General features: G+C 72.4%; 17 protein-coding genes. 14 read left to right on the plus strand and 3 right to left on the minus strand.

What is annotated here, in order from left to right; translation table 11 throughout:
- The first annotated feature begins 5 nt into the window (after positions 1-5).
- The 8 genes from FLL47_RS15265 to FLL47_RS15300 all read left to right on the plus strand — a co-directional run bounded on the left by FLL47_RS15265 (position 6) and on the right by FLL47_RS15300 (position 7,074).
- Positions 6-806, plus strand: a complete 801-nt coding sequence (locus tag FLL47_RS15265) for an oxidoreductase (RefSeq protein ID WP_144121187.1) — start codon at positions 6-8, stop codon at positions 804-806.
- The gene (locus FLL47_RS15270) at positions 803-1,771 is read left to right on the plus strand and encodes an alpha/beta hydrolase family protein (protein ID WP_144121188.1); all 969 of its coding nucleotides are present in this window, start codon (positions 803-805) and stop codon (positions 1,769-1,771) included. The genes FLL47_RS15265 and FLL47_RS15270 overlap by 4 nt, the downstream gene beginning before the upstream one ends.
- Positions 1,772-1,774: 3 nt before the next feature.
- Positions 1,775-2,977, plus strand: a complete 1,203-nt coding sequence (locus FLL47_RS15275) for an aromatic ring-hydroxylating dioxygenase subunit alpha (RefSeq protein ID WP_144121189.1) — start codon at positions 1,775-1,777, stop codon at positions 2,975-2,977.
- A gap of 2 nt (positions 2,978-2,979) precedes the next feature.
- Positions 2,980-3,693: a hypothetical protein gene (locus tag FLL47_RS15280; RefSeq protein ID WP_144121190.1), complete on the plus strand. Its 714-nt coding sequence runs from the start codon at positions 2,980-2,982 to the stop codon at positions 3,691-3,693.
- The gene (locus tag FLL47_RS15285; protein ID WP_144121191.1) at positions 3,686-4,636 is read left to right on the plus strand and encodes a hypothetical protein; all 951 of its coding nucleotides are present in this window, start codon (positions 3,686-3,688) and stop codon (positions 4,634-4,636) included. The genes FLL47_RS15280 and FLL47_RS15285 overlap by 8 nt, the downstream gene beginning before the upstream one ends.
- A gap of 52 nt (positions 4,637-4,688) precedes the next feature.
- Entirely contained in the window at positions 4,689-5,462 is a 774-nt protein-coding gene (locus FLL47_RS15290; RefSeq protein WP_144121192.1) for an SDR family oxidoreductase, read from the plus strand.
- Positions 5,459-6,121: a hypothetical protein gene (locus tag FLL47_RS15295; protein WP_144121193.1), complete on the plus strand. Its 663-nt coding sequence runs from the start codon at positions 5,459-5,461 to the stop codon at positions 6,119-6,121. Before FLL47_RS15290 ends, FLL47_RS15295 begins: the two co-directional genes overlap by 4 nt.
- A 209-nt stretch (positions 6,122-6,330) precedes the next feature.
- A complete protein-coding gene (locus FLL47_RS15300; RefSeq protein WP_144121194.1) occupies positions 6,331-7,074 on the plus strand; it encodes a maleate cis-trans isomerase family protein in 744 nt (247 codons plus the stop codon).
- Between the two features lie 111 nt (positions 7,075-7,185).
- Here the strand turns inward: FLL47_RS15300 and FLL47_RS15305 are convergent, their stop codons facing one another.
- The 3 genes from FLL47_RS15305 to FLL47_RS15315 form a co-directional block, all read right to left on the minus strand.
- On the minus strand, positions 7,186-8,058 hold the full coding sequence (locus FLL47_RS15305; RefSeq protein ID WP_144121195.1) for a MerR family transcriptional regulator: 873 nt from the start codon (positions 8,056-8,058) through the stop codon (positions 7,186-7,188).
- Between the two features lie 99 nt (positions 8,059-8,157).
- On the minus strand, positions 8,158-9,630 hold the full coding sequence (crtI, locus tag FLL47_RS15310) for a phytoene desaturase family protein (protein ID WP_144121196.1): 1,473 nt from the start codon (positions 9,628-9,630) through the stop codon (positions 8,158-8,160).
- Between the two features lie 17 nt (positions 9,631-9,647).
- Positions 9,648-10,778 (minus strand): polyprenyl synthetase family protein, encoded by a 1,131-nt coding sequence (locus FLL47_RS15315; protein WP_144121197.1) that lies wholly within the window; start codon positions 10,776-10,778, stop codon positions 9,648-9,650.
- A 68-nt stretch (positions 10,779-10,846) separates the two neighbouring features.
- Between FLL47_RS15315 and FLL47_RS15320 the strand changes: the two genes are divergently transcribed.
- Genes FLL47_RS15320 through FLL47_RS15345 form a run of 6 tightly spaced genes read left to right on the plus strand, consistent with a single transcriptional unit; the run spans position 10,847 to position 15,402 of the window.
- Positions 10,847-11,764: a phytoene/squalene synthase family protein gene (locus tag FLL47_RS15320; protein WP_144121198.1), complete on the plus strand. Its 918-nt coding sequence runs from the start codon at positions 10,847-10,849 to the stop codon at positions 11,762-11,764.
- Positions 11,764-12,246 carry a lycopene cyclase domain-containing protein gene (locus FLL47_RS15325; RefSeq protein ID WP_144121199.1) on the plus strand — a complete coding sequence of 161 codons (483 nt, stop codon included), beginning with the start codon at positions 11,764-11,766 and terminating at the stop codon, positions 12,244-12,246. Before FLL47_RS15320 ends, FLL47_RS15325 begins: the two co-directional genes overlap by 1 nt.
- Complete coding sequence (locus FLL47_RS15330; protein ID WP_144121200.1) at positions 12,236-12,571, plus strand: lycopene cyclase domain-containing protein; 336 nt, start codon at positions 12,236-12,238, stop codon at positions 12,569-12,571. The genes FLL47_RS15325 and FLL47_RS15330 overlap by 11 nt, the downstream gene beginning before the upstream one ends.
- Complete coding sequence (locus FLL47_RS15335; protein ID WP_144121201.1) at positions 12,564-13,229, plus strand: lysophospholipid acyltransferase family protein; 666 nt, start codon at positions 12,564-12,566, stop codon at positions 13,227-13,229. Before FLL47_RS15330 ends, FLL47_RS15335 begins: the two co-directional genes overlap by 8 nt.
- A complete protein-coding gene (locus FLL47_RS15340) occupies positions 13,217-14,287 on the plus strand; it encodes a glycosyltransferase family 2 protein (protein WP_144121202.1) in 1,071 nt (356 codons plus the stop codon). Before FLL47_RS15335 ends, FLL47_RS15340 begins: the two co-directional genes overlap by 13 nt.
- Positions 14,284-15,402: a cytochrome P450 gene (locus FLL47_RS15345; protein WP_144121203.1), complete on the plus strand. Its 1,119-nt coding sequence runs from the start codon at positions 14,284-14,286 to the stop codon at positions 15,400-15,402. Before FLL47_RS15340 ends, FLL47_RS15345 begins: the two co-directional genes overlap by 4 nt.
- Positions 15,403-15,709 lie beyond the last annotated feature (307 nt).

Here is a 15,709-nt window from a genome sequence, read left to right on the forward strand (position 1 = left end):
CGCCAGTGGCCGAGACCCTGCGGCACGTCGAGGACATGGTGGACAACTCCCCCGTCGTCGACGTGCACGAGACGTTCCACCTGTACCAGGAGCTGCTGGCCGAACTGAAGGCGAAGATCGACGCCCGGTTCGAACTGCAGCGTGATCCGTCGACGCTGGAGCTGGAGTCGTACGGGCAGTACCCGGACGGCCCCGGCGGCTCGCTGGCCGCGTACAGCGGGCCCGAGGTCGACTGGATGGTGCACTCCTGGCTGGGCAACCCGTCCGCGAGCTTCGCCAACCTGCACCTGACCGTGTGGCTGGGCCCGCAGGTCAAGGTGCCGCACCTGGGCCTGGCCCTGCTGGTATGGCCGGAGGGCTGGTTCTACCTCGACTCCGTGCCCCGGGTGAACCTGATCGAGGACGGGGAGTACTACGACAGCTACTACGCCCCGCTCGACGCCGACTGGCTGGCCCACCGCGCCGACCCCGAGTTCGAGTACTTCGTGAGCCGGGCGGGCTTCATCCGCGCCAGCCTCAGCCCGACGGCGTACTGCTACTCCTTCGGCCGCAGCACCCGCAACATCGACATCGTCCGCAAGCTCACCCACGAGCACGTGGACCGCTGGCTGCGCTGGGTCGACGAGGCCCCGCCGGTGCCGGAGCACGAGCGGGCCGCGCTGGCCGAGACCGATCTGCGGATGCGGCGCAACATCGCCGAGCGCGATCCGGCCAATGTGATGGGCGTGCGCTTCTTCGGGCAGGAGACCACGGACAAGCTGGTCCGCGGCCTGTGGGGCGGCGACCGGAAGCTGGCCCGGCCGTGACCGTGATCCGCTCCGTGTGGTGGGCCGCGACGATCCCGGGCCACGAAACGCCGTTCGACACCGCGCACCTGCGCGTCTACTACCCGGCCATACCCGACGGCTCGGACCGCGAGCGGCTGTCCGGCGTGATGTCCGCCGACCCGGCCGGGGCGCCGTACCCGGTGGCGGTGATCGTGTCCGGGGTGAATGTGGGCCAGGAGGCGTACCGCTGGCTGGCCGTGCGGCTGGCCGAGCAGGGCATCGTCGCGGTGACCTACGACTGGGTCGGCACGCTGTTCGGCGGCCTGCACGGCATCACGCCGGGCGTGGACCTCGACGCGGCCCGGCCCGACGGCTACGGCAAGCGCCCCACCACGCCGTCGCTGCGACCGGTGCTCGACGCCCTCGCGGCGATGACCGGGCCGGTCGCCGGGCTGCTCGACCTGCAACGGGTCGCCCTGATCGGACACTCGGCGGGCGGCACCGTGGCCCTGCAGTCGGCGCGGTTCGTGCCCGAGGTGAAGGCCGTCGCGACCTACGGCGCGCACACCATGGTCGCCACCATGCTGGGCTGGCCCGCGGGCACCGTGCTGCCGGCCCAGGCCGACTGCCCGGTGCTGCTGGTCGCGGGCACCAACGACGGCGTCATCAACGGCTCGGCGGACCGCTACGGCGAGGACGCGGCCACCCGCCGCGACCCGATCACCCGCACCTTCGACGAGGCGCTGCCCGACCGCGGCGGCGACAACGCGCTGGTGCGGCTCGCCGGGGCGAACCACTTCGCGATCGTGCACCCGGTCGACCACACCGCCGCCCGCGCCTTCCTCGACCAGAACCCGGACGGCGACCCGGCCGCGCACCGCGACCTGCTGGCCGACCTGCTCGGCACGTTCTGCCGGATGCACCTCACCGGCGATCAGGCGTCGTATACCGAATGGGACAAACTCGCCGACCACGGCGGCGTCGCGTCGATCCAGCGGAGGTAAGCCATGTTGAAGAACTTCTGGTACGCGGTCGAGTTCTCCGACCGGGTCACCGTCAAGCCGGCCCGGATCACCGTGCTCGGCCAGCACCTGGCCCTCTACCGCACCCCGAAGGGCCGCCCGGTCGCGCTGAGCGACCTGTGCGTGCACCGCGGCGCGGCGCTGTCCGGCGGCTGGACCAAGGACGGCTGCCTCGTCTGCCCGTACCACGGCTGGGAGTACGACGCCGAAGGCCAGGTCACGAAGATCCCGGCGAACCTGCCCGGCCGCGGCATCCCGAAGAAGGCCCGCGTCGACTCGTACCCGGTGCAGGAGAAGTACGGCTTCGTCTGGGTTTTCATGGGCGACCTGCCGGAGTCCGAGCGCCCGCCGATCCCGGTGTGGCCGGAGTTCGACGACCTCAAGGAGAACGGCGGCCGCTTCCGGGCGGTCACCGGCGAGTTCCTCTGGAAGGCCAACTACGAGCGCATCCTGGAGAACGGCTGCGACATCGCGCACGCGCCGTTCGTGCACGCGGGCGCGTTCGGCAACCCGGAGCGCCCCGAGGTCGCCGACTACGAGCTGGAGACCCCCGACGAGTGGTCGGCGTTCGCCACGGTGGACCTCTACCCGCCGCGGCCGAAGGGCATCTGGGCGGCGCTCAACCGCAACAAGGGCGACCTGAGCAACCGCCCGCCGGTGCGCACCTCAGCCGGCTGGATGCTGCCCAACATGATCAAGCTGCACGTGCGGCTGCCGATCGGCGAGCTGATCATCTACGACACCAACATCCCGATCGACGAGACGACCACGCTGGTCAAGTGGGTGGCGCTGCGCACCTTCTTCACCGGCAAGTGGGCCGACAAGAACGCGATCAACCGCACCTTGAAGATCTTCTACGAGGACGCGGAGGTCGTGAACAAGGTGCGGCCCGAGCTGCTGCCCTTCGACCTGGGCGCGGAGCTGCACATCAAGAGCGACCTGATCGCGGTGCACTACCGCCGACGCCGCCAGGAGCTGGCCGAGAAGGGCTGGCTGCTGTCCGAGGAGGACAGCATCACCGGCGACGTGCCGCGCCGCACCGCGACCGTGATCGCCTCCCCGGCCCGGCGGGAGAACCCCGAGCTGGCCCGCGCCTGGGTGCACAAGGCCCGGGGCGAGCACCCGACCGTCCAGGCCGCCTGGGACGCGGCCGCCGCGGCCGAGTCCGATTCCACCCCTGAGGAGTGACCGTGAGCCTGCCCGCCGACCTGTGCGAGCGCACCCTGCAACGTCTACTCGCCCGCCACCCCGACCTGGTCGCGCAGGAGACGCCGCTGGCCGAGCTGACCAGCCCGATGTCACCGGCCCCGGTCGGCTCGGTGCGCATCTTCCGTGGCGAGGCCGTGGCCAAGGTCGTGTACGTCGGCCTGGTGGTCCCGATGATCCACCTGGACAGCCACATGATCTTCGCGTTCACGCCCGAGGACTCGGCCGTCCCCCACTTCACCCTCGACTCGGTGTACGGCGGCTCGTACCACGCCTTCCACCTCGACCTGATCCCCCGCGCCGATCTGGCCGCACACCTGCCCTACCTCGACGCGGCCTTCCACCCACTGACCCCGGTGTTCGAGGCCGCCTCCGCCGCCGAGGGCCTGTCCCCGGCCGCGGTCGGCCCGCGCCAGCGCGCCATCATGTCGCCGTGGATGCTGGTCAACCGGGCCACCGAGGAGGCGTTCGCGGGCATCGACGAGCACGTGAACGCGTACGCCGACCACTGGTCCACGCTGGTCGAGAAGGGTGTGGCCGTCGACGGCCTGACCGGGGCCGACCTGGCCGCCCGGGACGCGGCGGTGCGGGCCAACATCTTCAGCCGCGACGTCGACCCGGTCTGGGCGCAGGTGTCCCGGCTGCTCGGCGACGAGACCACCGACGCGATCCGGGCCGAGCTGGTGGCCAATGGCTGAGCCCAGCGAGTGGCAGCAGCGCATCACCGGCGAGTGGCACGGGCGGCCGTCGCTGTTCGACGCCACCGGCACCTGGTGCGGCTACGAGGACATCCGGCGCTCGTCGGTGTTCGAGAACGGGGTGACCACGTACTACATGGACGGCGGGCTGACCGGGGGCGGGCCGCTGGCCGGGCAGTTCCGGCTCGGCGCGCCGTTCGCGTTCGGGGTGCAGGACGCCGACGACGACCGGGTGTACACCGGCCCGGACTTCTACGGCACCGGGCAGCCCTACGGCTCGTTCGTGGACTCGCACTACTACGGCCCCGGCTGGCAGGTCGATCTCAACACCTGGAACCAGATCCTGCCCGATGGGCAGACCCAGGTGTACTCGTCCGTCCTCTACCAGGGCTGGTCGGTCGTCGGCTGCTTCAACGGCGTCTACACCCGCAGCACCGACCACGACGACAACCCGGCCACCCAGGCCCGGGTCACCGAGTTCCTGGCCGGCGAGACGCGCCGCGGCCCGGTCCCGCACATCATGCCCACCAAGCAGTCCGGGGCGTACGCGGGCAGCTGCGAGCTGTGGGGCGCCGACCAGAAGCCGCGTGGCACGGTCGACGTGCGCATCAGCCTCGAACCGCTCGACCTGCTGCACACCCGCCGCACGCTGACCTGGTCCGGGGCCTTGGACCGCAGCGCCACGGCCACCGCCCGGCGCGACGGCAACCGGCTGTTCCACGAGGGCCCGGACGCCTGGGGCAACGCGGTCGCCTTCGGCCGCGCCGCATTCGGCTCGCTGCACTTCACCGACGTCACCAAGGTGAAGTACCGCGAGTTCATGATCGACGCCGAGCCGGGCATGTCCGCAGGCAAGCGGTTGGCCGTCGTCTACGAGATATTCAACGGCAACGTGCTCGACACCGTCCTGCACGGCCTGCTGGAGTGGGAGGACGCGTCATGAGCGCACGGCACGTCGGCCCGGCGGCAGTCATGACCACACCGGAGGCGACAGCATGACCAAGGTCGTCGTGGTCACCGGCGGGACCCGGGGCATCGGCCTAGGTCTGGTGCGGGAGCTGGCCGCAAGGGGTGCGTCGGTCGTCTACTGCGGTCGGTCGGTCGATTCGGTGAAGCGGGCCGAGGAGCAGGTGCCGCAGGCATACGGCGTGGTCGCCGACGTCACCGACCGGGAGGCCGTGCAGCGGCTGTGGGACGCGGCTGTCGAGCGGCACGGGCGCGTCGACATCTGGATCAACAACGCGGGCATGTCACCGGCCCGCCGCAAGCTGTGGGAACTCGACCCGTCGGCGCTGGACGCCACGGTGGACCTGAACCTGCGCGGCCTGCTGCACGCCAGTGCCGTCGTGCTGGCCGGCATGCAGGCCCAGGGCGCGGGCGCGCTGTGGAACATGGAGGGCTTCGGGTCCAACGGCATGCTCCGTCCCGGGCTGACCGTCTACGGCGCGACCAAGCGAGCCGTCACCTACACCACGGACAGCCTGGCCAAGGAGGTGGACGGCACCGGGGTGACCGTGCACCACCTGTCTCCCGGCATGGTCGTCACCGACCTGCTCACGCACGACTACACCCCGGAAGAACTGGCACAAGCCAAGAAGATCTTCAACATCCTGGCGGACCGGGTGGAGACCGTAACGCCGTGGCTGGCCGAGAAGGTGCTGACCGGAGCCCCGAACGGGGGCCGGGTGGCGTGGCTGACCCGCGGCAAGGCGTTCTGGCGGTTCCTGACCGCGTTCCGCAAGCGTGACGTGTTCGGGGAGGACGCGTGAACACCAACGACTACCCGGTGATCATGGCGCTGGAGGACTACGTCCCCACGCTGCTGGCGCTGGCCGGGTTCTGGCTGCTCGGCGGGGCGTCCGCCGCGATCGACCGGCGGGCCGCCTTCGCCGGCCGCTTCGGGGCGGTGCTCATCGGCCTGGGCGGGGTGGCGAAGTCCACCTGGAAGCTCATCCTGTCCGCGTTCGGCTCCGACGTGCGCTGGCTGGAGCAGTCGCTGTTCCCGCTGATGGCGACCGGTGCACTGCTGGTGCTGTGGTCGCTGCACACGACGCTGCGCGGGCGGCGCGCGCCGTGGTGGCCGTACGCCCTGGCGGGTACGGGTGTCGCGGCGGCCGCGCTCGCACTGAACAGCGTGCAGCCGGCGTTCATCGCGGCCACCACCGGCGTCACCGCGATCAGTGTGCTCGGCGCGGTGCTCGCCGGTCGCCGCCGGGCCTGGGGCGCGGTCGTGCTGTACGCACTCGGCGTGATCGCGGTGACCTCGCTGGTGCCGCTACGCAGCCACCCGCAACACGAGACGCTCGGCTTCCAGTGGCTGGAGCAGGGCACCAACACCCTCGCCCAGGCCATCTTCCTGACCGCCGCGGTGCTCACCGTCCGCGCGGCCGCAGCGACCGCGACCCGCCCGGCGGAGGTGACCGCATGACCGAGCAGCGCGAGGGAATCATGTCGTCCGGCGGTCATGCAGACGACGAGCGCAGCGAGGAGGAGGCATGACCGAGCAGCGCGAGGGAATCATGTCGTCCGGCAGTCATGCAGACGACGAGCGCAGCGAGGAGGAGGCATGACCGAGCAGCGCGAGGGAATCATGTCGTCCAGCGGTCATGCAGACGACGAGCGCAGCGAGGAGGAGGCATGACCGACGCACTGGGCTGGCGGCGCAAGTTCGGCGTCATCGCGCCATCGACCAACACCATAGTCGAGCCGGACTTCTACTCGATGACGGTGCCGGGGGTGACCGCGCACTTCTCCCGCATCCACATCCGCGACCAGGACCTGTCCGACGACGCGAACTTCGAGCACCTGCTCACGCAGATCCGCGACGAGATCGGCTCGGCCTGCGAACGGGTGCTGACCTGCGAACCCGACTACATGGTCATGGGCATGTCCGCGGAGACGTTCTGGGGCGGGGTCGAGGGCAACCGCGAGTTCGTCCGCCAGATCAAGGCCATCACCGGCCTGGAGGTCGCCACCGGCGCCGAGGCCTGCGAACGCGCACTGAAGATCTACGGTGCCCGCCGCATCGGCGTCGTCACCCCCTACCAGCCCGTCGGCGACCAGAACGTGGTCAAGTTCTTCAGCGAGATCGGCTTCGAGGTCACCGCCATCGAGGGCCTGAAGTGCCCCACCGCTGTGGCCATCGCCCACGTCACCGAGGACGAACTCCGCGACGCGATCCGCAAGGTCGACGGCCCCGACGTCGACGCCATCGTCCAGTGCGGCACCAACCTCTCCATGGTCCGCCTCGCCGACGAGGCCGAACGCTGGCTCGCCAAACCCGTCATCGCCATCAACGCCGCCACCTGGTGGATGGCCCTACGCGACAACGGCATCGCCGACAAACTCCACGGCGCAGGCTCCCTCCTCCGGGACCACTAACCAAGATCGCGACGATCTTGCGCGGACTGTGTGGATGACACGCCCTTTCCGGGCAAATCATCAACAGTTCCCGCAAGATCGTCGCGATCTTGCGTGGTGGGGTGGGGTGGGTCAGCGGCGGGTGGTGATGGGGAGGGCTAGGCGGACCGCGTCGGAGAGGTCCTTCGGGCGGGTCAGCCCGGGAGGCAGCGGATCGGTCCAGCCGGGGCCGGCCGCGGCGATGAGGGCGGGCCGGGGGCGGGCGGCGAGCACGGGGATGAGTTGGACCGGGTCGCCGGTCGGGGCGAACTGGGACCAGATGAAGACGGCCGCGGGGCCGGTGCGGCGGATCGCGTCGGCCAGGGCCAGGGGCGGGACCCGGGCGCCGAGCATGCGGCTGCCGCAGCCCTGCTCGGCCAGGGCGGCGGCCAGTGCCTCCAGCGGGAGCGTGTGCTGCTCCTCGGCGGCGCAGGCCAGCAGGGTACGGGCGGCGGCCGTGCCGAACGGCCGGGGCACCGTCCACAGCACCTCCAGGATGCAGCGGGACAGCAGGTGCTCCACCTCGATCATGTGCCCGTCCGGCTGCTGCCGCCGGGCCACCTCGACCAGCACCGGGCACAGCAGGTGGTCCCAGGCGTGGACGACCCCGCGGCCGCGTACCGCCGAGGCGATGGTCGCCAGCATTGCCGGCATGTCCAGGCGCACCGCGGCGACGGTGAGCCCGCGCGCCGACGGGTCGGCTACCGGGGAGAGGCGGCTCGCGGCCGGTTCGCCGGGCAGCCCGGCCAGCGCGATCCGGGCCGCCTCATGGGCCGGCACGCCTTCGGTGGTGAGCCGGCACATCACCTCCAGCCGGGCCACGTCGTCGGGCGTGTACCGGCGGTGCCGGTGCGCGACGTGCTCGCTGGGCCCGAGCCCGTACCGCTGGTGCCAGGTGCGCAATGTGGTCACCGCGACGCCGAGCCACCGCGCGACGTCCCCGGCGCTGCGACCCTGCTCGCTCATGCCTTCACCGCAGTTCGCTCGGCTCCGGCATGAGTCACGGTCCTCATGGTTCGCTCGCTGCGCTCTCTCATGCCCGGCGCTCCCCCGTGGCGGGTCATGTCAGCCGCCGGTGATGCGTTGGGCGGCGAGCTTTCCCGAGATCAGCACCATCGGCACGCCGACGCCCGGAGTGGTGCCGGAGCCGGTGAAGACCACGTTGGACAGCGCCGGGTGCAGGTTGCGCGGCCGGAACGGGCCCGACTGGGTCAGCGTGTGCGCGGCTGCGAACGGCGTGCCCGCGTCCATGCCGAGTTCGGCCCAGTCGGCCGGAGTGATCACGGTCCGGGTCTGCACGCCCGCCTTGAAACCGGTGTAGCCGCGCGCCTCCAGTACGTCGATCAGCTCGTCGGCGTACCGGTCGGCGAGCCCGCCGCGCCAGTCCTGGTCACCGGCGACCAGGTTCGGCACCGGCGCGAGCACGTAGTAGGTGTGCCGCCCGGCCGGGGCGACCGACGGATCGGTGCGGCTGGGGTTGGTGACCAGCAGCGACGGGTCGCTCATCAGCTCCCCCTTGGTGATCACCTCGTCGAAGGTGCGCCGCCACTGCCGCCCGAAGTGGATGTTGTGATGCCCCGCCTTCGCATACCGCGCGTCGGAGCCGACGTGCAGCACCACGCATGACGGCGAGTAGCGCAGCCGCCGGGGCCGCGAGCCGGGCAGCAACGCGTGTGCGGCGGCGGTGTCCGGGTTGAGCACGACCGCGTCGGCGGGGATGCGCTCGCCGTCGGTGGTCACCACTGCGGTCGCCCGGCCGCCGCTGGTCTCCACCCGCAGCACCTCGGTGCCGTAGCGGAAGCGCACCCCGTGCTTCTCGGCTGCGGCCGCCATCGCCCGGGGCACCGCGTGCATGCCGCCGCGCGGGAAGTAGACCCCGGCGACCGCGTCGAGGTACGCGATGACGGTGTACACGGCCAGCGCCTTGTGCGGGGACAGGCCCGCGTACATCGCCTGGAACGAGAAGACCCGCCGGGTGCGCTCGTCGGACAGGAAGGAGTCGATGCGGTTCTGCAGCCGCCCGAACGCGCCCGCCGCGACGAGCCGCAGCAGGTTGGCGGTGAGCAGGTCGCGCGGGCTGTCGAAGTTGCGCTCGATGAAGTCGTGGCGCTCCAGCTCCCAGAGCCTGCGGGCGTACGCGACGAAGCGCCGGTAGCCGTCGGCCTCCCGCGGCCCGCACACCTGCGCGATCTCCTCGGCCATCCGGTCCGGGTCGGCGATGACGTCGAGCTTCGAACCGTCGGGGAACCAGGCCCGGTAGGCCGGGTCCAGCGGGGTGAGGGTGAGCCAGTCGGCCATCTCCTCACCCACCGCGGCGAAGCCCTCGGCGATCAGGTCCGGCATGGTCAGCACGGTCGGGCCGGTGTCGAACGTGTACCCGTCCCGGTCCAGCCGCCCGGCGCGTCCGCCGGGCACGTCCTCGCGCTCCAGCACGGTCACCTGCCGCCCCGCGCCGGCCAGGTGCAGCGCGCACGCCAGCCCGCCCAGCCCTGCCCCCACCACGACCACGTGGTCGGTGCGTCCGGGAACCGTCCGCATGCGTGCGCTCCTTCCGGTCATGCCGCGCGCCAGGCGACCGCGGCGGCGAGCTCGCCGAGCGCGGCACGGACGGGCTGGTCGACGGGCGCGTCCGCGAGCGCGGCCGACGCGTCGGCCACCCGCTCGGTGATCATGTCGCTGAGCCGCTGTGCGGCCCCGGTCGCGCGGACCACCTCGCCCAGCCGGGTCACGTCGGGATGCTCGGCGGCCAGCAGTTTATCCAGCTCGGCGTGCTGCCTGGCGCTCGCCTGGGCGCGGGCCAGCAGCAGGAGCATGGTCGGCTTGCCGAGGTCGTCGCCGACCGGTTTGCCGGTCACGGCGGGTTCGCCGTACAGGCCGAGCAGGTCGTCGCGCAGCTGGAAGGCCTCGCCGACGGCCAGCCCGTAGCGGGTGTAGGCGCGTCCCAGCGGCCCGCGCGCGAAGGTCGTGCCCGTGGCACCGGCCAGCGCCGCTCCGTAGTGCAGGGGCCAGGTGGCGGTGTAACCGGCCGTCTTGAGCCGCGCGGTGCGCAGCGCCCGCTCCGGGGACCACGTCCGCGCGTGGTCGCCGAGCACGTCCAGGAACTGCCCGGCGATGGCTTCGACCCGCATCCGGTCGTACGCGGCCCGCGCACCGGCCAGCGCCGACGAGTGCACCTTCGCCCGCCCCATCAGCCGGTCCGCCCAGACCAGGCACAGATCGCCGACGAGGATCGCACCCGCGTCGCCGAAGCGGTCGGCGTCGCCGCGCAGCCGCTGCCCGGCGTGCGCCGCGGCGAGTGCCCGGTGCGCGGTGGGGCGGCCCCGGCGGGTAACGGAGCGATCCATCACGTCGTCGTGGACCAGCGCGAACGCGTGCAGCAGCTCCAGCGCCGCGAGCGCGGGCAGCACCGGCTGCACGGGCGCGTCCGGCCCGGCCACGCTGCGCCAGCCCCAGTAGGCGAACAGCGGACGGACGCGCTTGCCCCCGCCGAGCACGGCGTCGCGGGCCGCGGCCAGCAGCGGTTCGAGCGCGTGGTCGACGTCCAGCAGCGCGGCCGTCTCGGTGAGCACGAAGTCGCTGAGCGCTACCTCGACGCGATGGTGCAGGTCGGCGGCGTGGTCTACCGGCCCGGGACCCGCAGCCGGGGTAAAGGAAGGAGCGGTCACGGAGTAGGTGTCGTTTGCCACGGGCCCAGATTAACGTAGACTCGAAGTTGCGTCGATTGTTGAGTCGATATTTCTGACAGGAGAGCCCCGTGGAGCCTGAACTCGCCGCGGCGTACGAGCGCTGCCGGCAGCTGCACCGCCGCCACGGCCGCACGTACTACCTGGCCACCCGCCTGCTCCCGGCCTGGAAGCGCCCGCACGTGCACGCGCTCTACGGCTTCACCCGCTACGCCGACGAGATCGTCGACAGCACCGACGACCTGCCTCCCGCCGTGCGGGCCGCCCGGCTGCGCGAGTGGTCCGACCGTTTCGTGGCGGGCCTGCACGGGACCCGGGTCGACGACCCGCTGCTGCCCGCCGTGCTGCACACCATCGAGCGCTTCGACATGGACCGCGCCGACTTCGCGTCGTTCCTGCGCAGCATGGCCATGGACCTCGAGGTCACCGAATACGCCGACTACGACGACCTGCTCGACTACATGGAGGGCTCCGCCGCCGTCATCGGCACGATGATGCTGCCCATTCTCGAACCGGCCGACGCCGACGCCGCCCGCGAGCCCGCCCGCCAGCTCGGGCTGGCGTTCCAGCTCACGAACTTCCTGCGCGACGTCGGCGAGGACCTGCAGCGGGGACGGATCTACCTGCCCCAGCGCGACCTGCGCACCTTCGGCGTCAGCCCGGCCGACCTGTACCGGTCCGCCGCGCGCGGCACCGCCACCACGGCCATCCGGGAACTGGTCCGCTACGAGATCGTCCGGGCCCGGGAGCACTACGCCGCGGCGGCCCCGGGGGTCACCATGCTCGCGCCGACCTCGCAGGCCTGCATCCGCACCGCGTTCCACCTGTACGGCGGCATCCTCGACGAGATCGAACGAGCTGATCTCGACGTCTTCGCCCGCCGCGCGGTCGTGCCCACCCACCGCCGGTTGCAGGTCGCGGCACGCTGCCTGCTCACCCCCGCCGGCACCCCCGTCGCCATGCCCCGCGCGCCGGAACGGGCCAGCTGATGGACGCGCTGCGCTACCTGCTGATCCTGGCCGCGTGCGTCGCCGTGACGCTGCCGCTGGAACTGGCGCTCGGCGCACGCGTCTACCGGCAGCCGCGACGGCTGCTGGCCACCCTCGCCCCGGTGGTGGCGGTGTTCGTGCTCTGGGACCTGATCGCCGTGGAGCGCGGCCACTGGTGGTTCTCCGCGCGGTACACCACGGGCCTGACCGTCGCGGGCCTACCGTGGGAAGAGTGGCTGTTCTTCCTCGTCGTGCCACTGTGCGCGCTGCTCACCTTCGAGGTGCTGGGCCACGCCACGCGGCTGCTGCGCCGCGCCGAGACCGCGGGGCCCCGACGCGGAGTGGCCGGACCCGGCCTGTTGCGCCGCTTCCGCGGGGACCGGCCTGTCGCGGAACCCGCGCATTCTGCTGCTCCGACGGAGCCGACCGCACCGCAGCGTCCCGTGGCGCCCACCTCCGCCGGGGCACGACGTGGCCGCTGAGTACACGGCCGCCGCCGTCGCCGCCCCGGTCGCCGTGGTGGCCCTGGAGCTGGCCGTGCTGCGCACCGGGCTGCTGCGGACCGCCCGGTACTGGGTCACCGTGGCGATCTCGCTGGCGTTCATGGTGCCCGTCGACGGCTGGCTCACCCGGCCCGACGCCACCGTGGTGCACTACGCCGAGCAGCAGATCAGCGGGATACGCGCGCCGTGGCACATCCCGGTCGAGGACTACGGATTCGGCCTCGCCCTGATCACGCTGACGCTGCTGCTGTGGCAGCGGCTGCGACCCCGTACGGACGCCGAGGGCGAGGGCCGCGATGCGTGACCCGGTGGCGGCGTTCCTGCGCCACGGCTTCGCCTACCTGGTGCGCCGGGACCTGCGCGGAGTGTGGCTGCGCGGCGGGCTGCCCCGCGGCCCGTTCGTCTGGGCCGCGAATCATCACAGCTGGTGGGACCCGTTCGTGGCGTCCGTGGTGCTGGACCGCGCACGGCATCCGGCCTGCCTGATCATGCAGCAGGACAATCTGGCCCGCTACCGGTTCGTGCGCCGGGTGGGCGTGTTCGGCACCGCCGAGCCCCGCACCGGGCTGCGGCATCTGGCCGACGGCCGCACCCTGGTCATCTACCCCGAGGGCGAGCTGCGCCCCGCCGGACCGCCCGGCCCGCTGTCCCCCGGCGCGGCCTGGTACGCCCGCCAGGCGCGGGTTCCGCTGTACGCGGTGGCGGTCCGCGTGGTGCTGCGCGGGCAGACCAAGCCCGAGGCGTACGTCTCCTGTACCGAGGTGACCCGCCGGGGCCGCGACGACCAGGTCACCGAGCGGCTCACCGACACCCTCGCCGCCGATCTGTCCATCCTGGACAGCCAGCTCGCCGCCGCCGACCCACGGCGGCCGCCGGCCGGCTTCCGCCGGGTGCTCGCCGGGCGGCGCAGCGTCGACGAACGCATCGACAGCGCACAGGGGGCCGTGCCGTGGGCTTCCTGAGCGCGGCCGTCGTCGGCTTCCACCTGGTCAAGACCGCCGGGCTGGTGAGCAACGCCCGCTCCTTCCCGGTGCTGGCACGCGGGCGGTCGGCGCCGGGCCGTCCGCGCACCTCGCTGCTGGTGCCCGCCCGCGACGAGGCCGACCGGCTGCCGTACACCCTGCCCGGCCTGCTCGCCCAGCCCGCCGAGGAGATCCTGGTCCTCGACGACGGCTCCACCGACGGCACCGCCGAGATCGTGGCGGGCTTCGCCGATCCGCGCCTGAAGCTGATCACGGGCGCGCCCCGGCCCGAGGGCTGGATCGGCAAGAACTGGGCCTGCCATCAGCTGGCCCTGGCCGCGCGCGGCGACCTGCTGGTGTACCTCGACGCGGACGTGACCCTGCGCCCTGGCGCGCTGGACGCGGTGTGGGCGCAGCAGCGCCGGCAGCGCGCCGACGTGTTCTCGGTGTTCCCACGCCAGCAGACCGGCACTCTCGGCGAGCGCCTCCTCGTCCCGCTGATCGACGAGAACCTGCTCGGCTTCCTGCCGCACCAGCTGCTCGACCTGCCGATCCCCGCGGCCGCGGTGGCCAACGGCCAGCTGCTGGCCTTTCGGCGCGCCGCCTACGAGCGGGTGGGCGGGCATGCGGCGGTGGCCGGTGAGATCGTCGAGGACCTGGAACTGGCCCGGCGCAGCCGCCGCCAGGGCCTCAAGCTGGGCCTGGCGCTCGGCGGCGACCTGGTGAGCACCCGCATGTACGACGGCTACCGCAGTGCCGTACGCGGGGTCGGCAAGAGCATGCGGGCCGCGCACGGCGGCAGCGATGTGGTGCTGGCGGCCAGTTTCGCCTGGAATCTGACCGCGTACACGGTGCCCTGGCTGCTGTGGCGGCGTGGCGGCGGCTGGCGGGTCGCCGCCGTGCTCGGGCTCGCCGAGCGCGTGCTGTCCAACGCCAAGACCGGGCGCGGGGCGTACGCCGAAGCCGCGCTGGCGCCGTTCACCGCACCCGCGGCGCTGCCCGTCTACCTGACCGCCCTGCGCCGCACCGCCGTCTGGAAGGGACGGGAGTACCGGTGAGCCTCCCCTCCCCCGCGGGCACGCCGCTGCTGGGCCACCTGTGGCGGTGGACCACCGACCCGGTGCGGCTGCTGCGCGACGGGGCGCGCACCGGCGACGTGTTCCGGCTGCGCCTGTGGCGCACCGCCGTGGTCGGCTACACCCCCGACTGGAACCGCGTCGTGCTCGGCGACCTGGACACGTTCCGCAGCGTCGGCAGCCTCAGCGGCCTCACCCCGTACCTGTCCGCCGGGGTGGTCTACCAGGACAATCCCCAGCACGACCCGCGCCGCCGGGAGCTCAACCCGCACTTCCACGCCCGCGCCCTGGACCACCTGCTCGAACGGCTGGACCTGGTGGCGCGCGCGAACCTGCCCACCGGCAGGTTCGAGGCACTGGCCTGGGCTAGCGACGTGGTGCGCCGGATGCTCAACGCCGCGTTCTTCGCCAACACCATGTCCGACCGGCTGCTCGCCGACTTCCTGCACCCGCTGCAGCGCCCCGCGCCGGGTCCGATGATCCCGCGGCCGCTGCTGTTCCGCCGCCTCGACGCGGCCATCGCCGCGATCCTCGCCGACCCTCCACCGGGCAGCCTGGCCGAGGCGATGTCCGGGATGGACGGCGCGGTCGCGGAGATCCGGGTCGGGCTGGCCGCCGGCTACGACACCACCGCGCACACGCTGGCCTGGGCACTGTGGCACCTGGCCGGTGCGCCCGAATGGCGGCAGGCCGACACGCTCGGGCAGGTGCTCGACGAGATCCTGCGCCTCTATCCCGCCGGGTGGCTGGGCAGCCGCGTCACCGCCCACGACACCACCGCCACCGGCGTCGACCTGCCCGCGGGCACGCTCGTGCTGTACTCCCCGCTGCTCACCCACCGCGACCCGCGGCTGTGGCCCGACCCGCACACCTTCGCTCCGCAGCGGTTCGAGGGCGGGCGGCCCGCCTGGGGCTTCCTGCCGTTCAGCGCCGGACGGCGCACCTGCCTCGGCGCGCACCTGGCCCGGGCCATGCTGCGCACCGCCCTGGTGCCGTGGTGCGAGGCGAAACTCGTCCAGGTGGAGGGCGACCCGACGCCGAGCGCCGCCATCGCGCTGCGGCCCCGGGGAACGCTGTGGCTCGACCGGCGCTGGTGACCCGCTGCCACCTCCACATTGCCTGACGGCCGGCCGATTCCGGCAACCCCTCCAGCGACTCCTCCCGATGCCGGGCGGCCTCGCGACCGCACCTGGAAAGCGCATTCCAGGTAGGACAAGGTATTACCGCCCGCCAACGCCTGTCAATGGCTCACCGGCGACCACAAGTATCAGGCGCTGCAACAATCCTGCACACGGTGATCCATTGACTTCGTCTCGTTCGGACTGCACCTTGTTAGGGAATGCGCTTTCCCGAAACACCGGCGGAACGGGCCTCCCGCCGGACGTGACCGGGGTGCGTGGGTAC

Source organism: Catellatospora sichuanensis (assembly GCF_007483665.1).
Taxonomy (GTDB): Bacteria; Actinomycetota; Actinomycetes; order Mycobacteriales; family Micromonosporaceae; genus Catellatospora; species Catellatospora sichuanensis.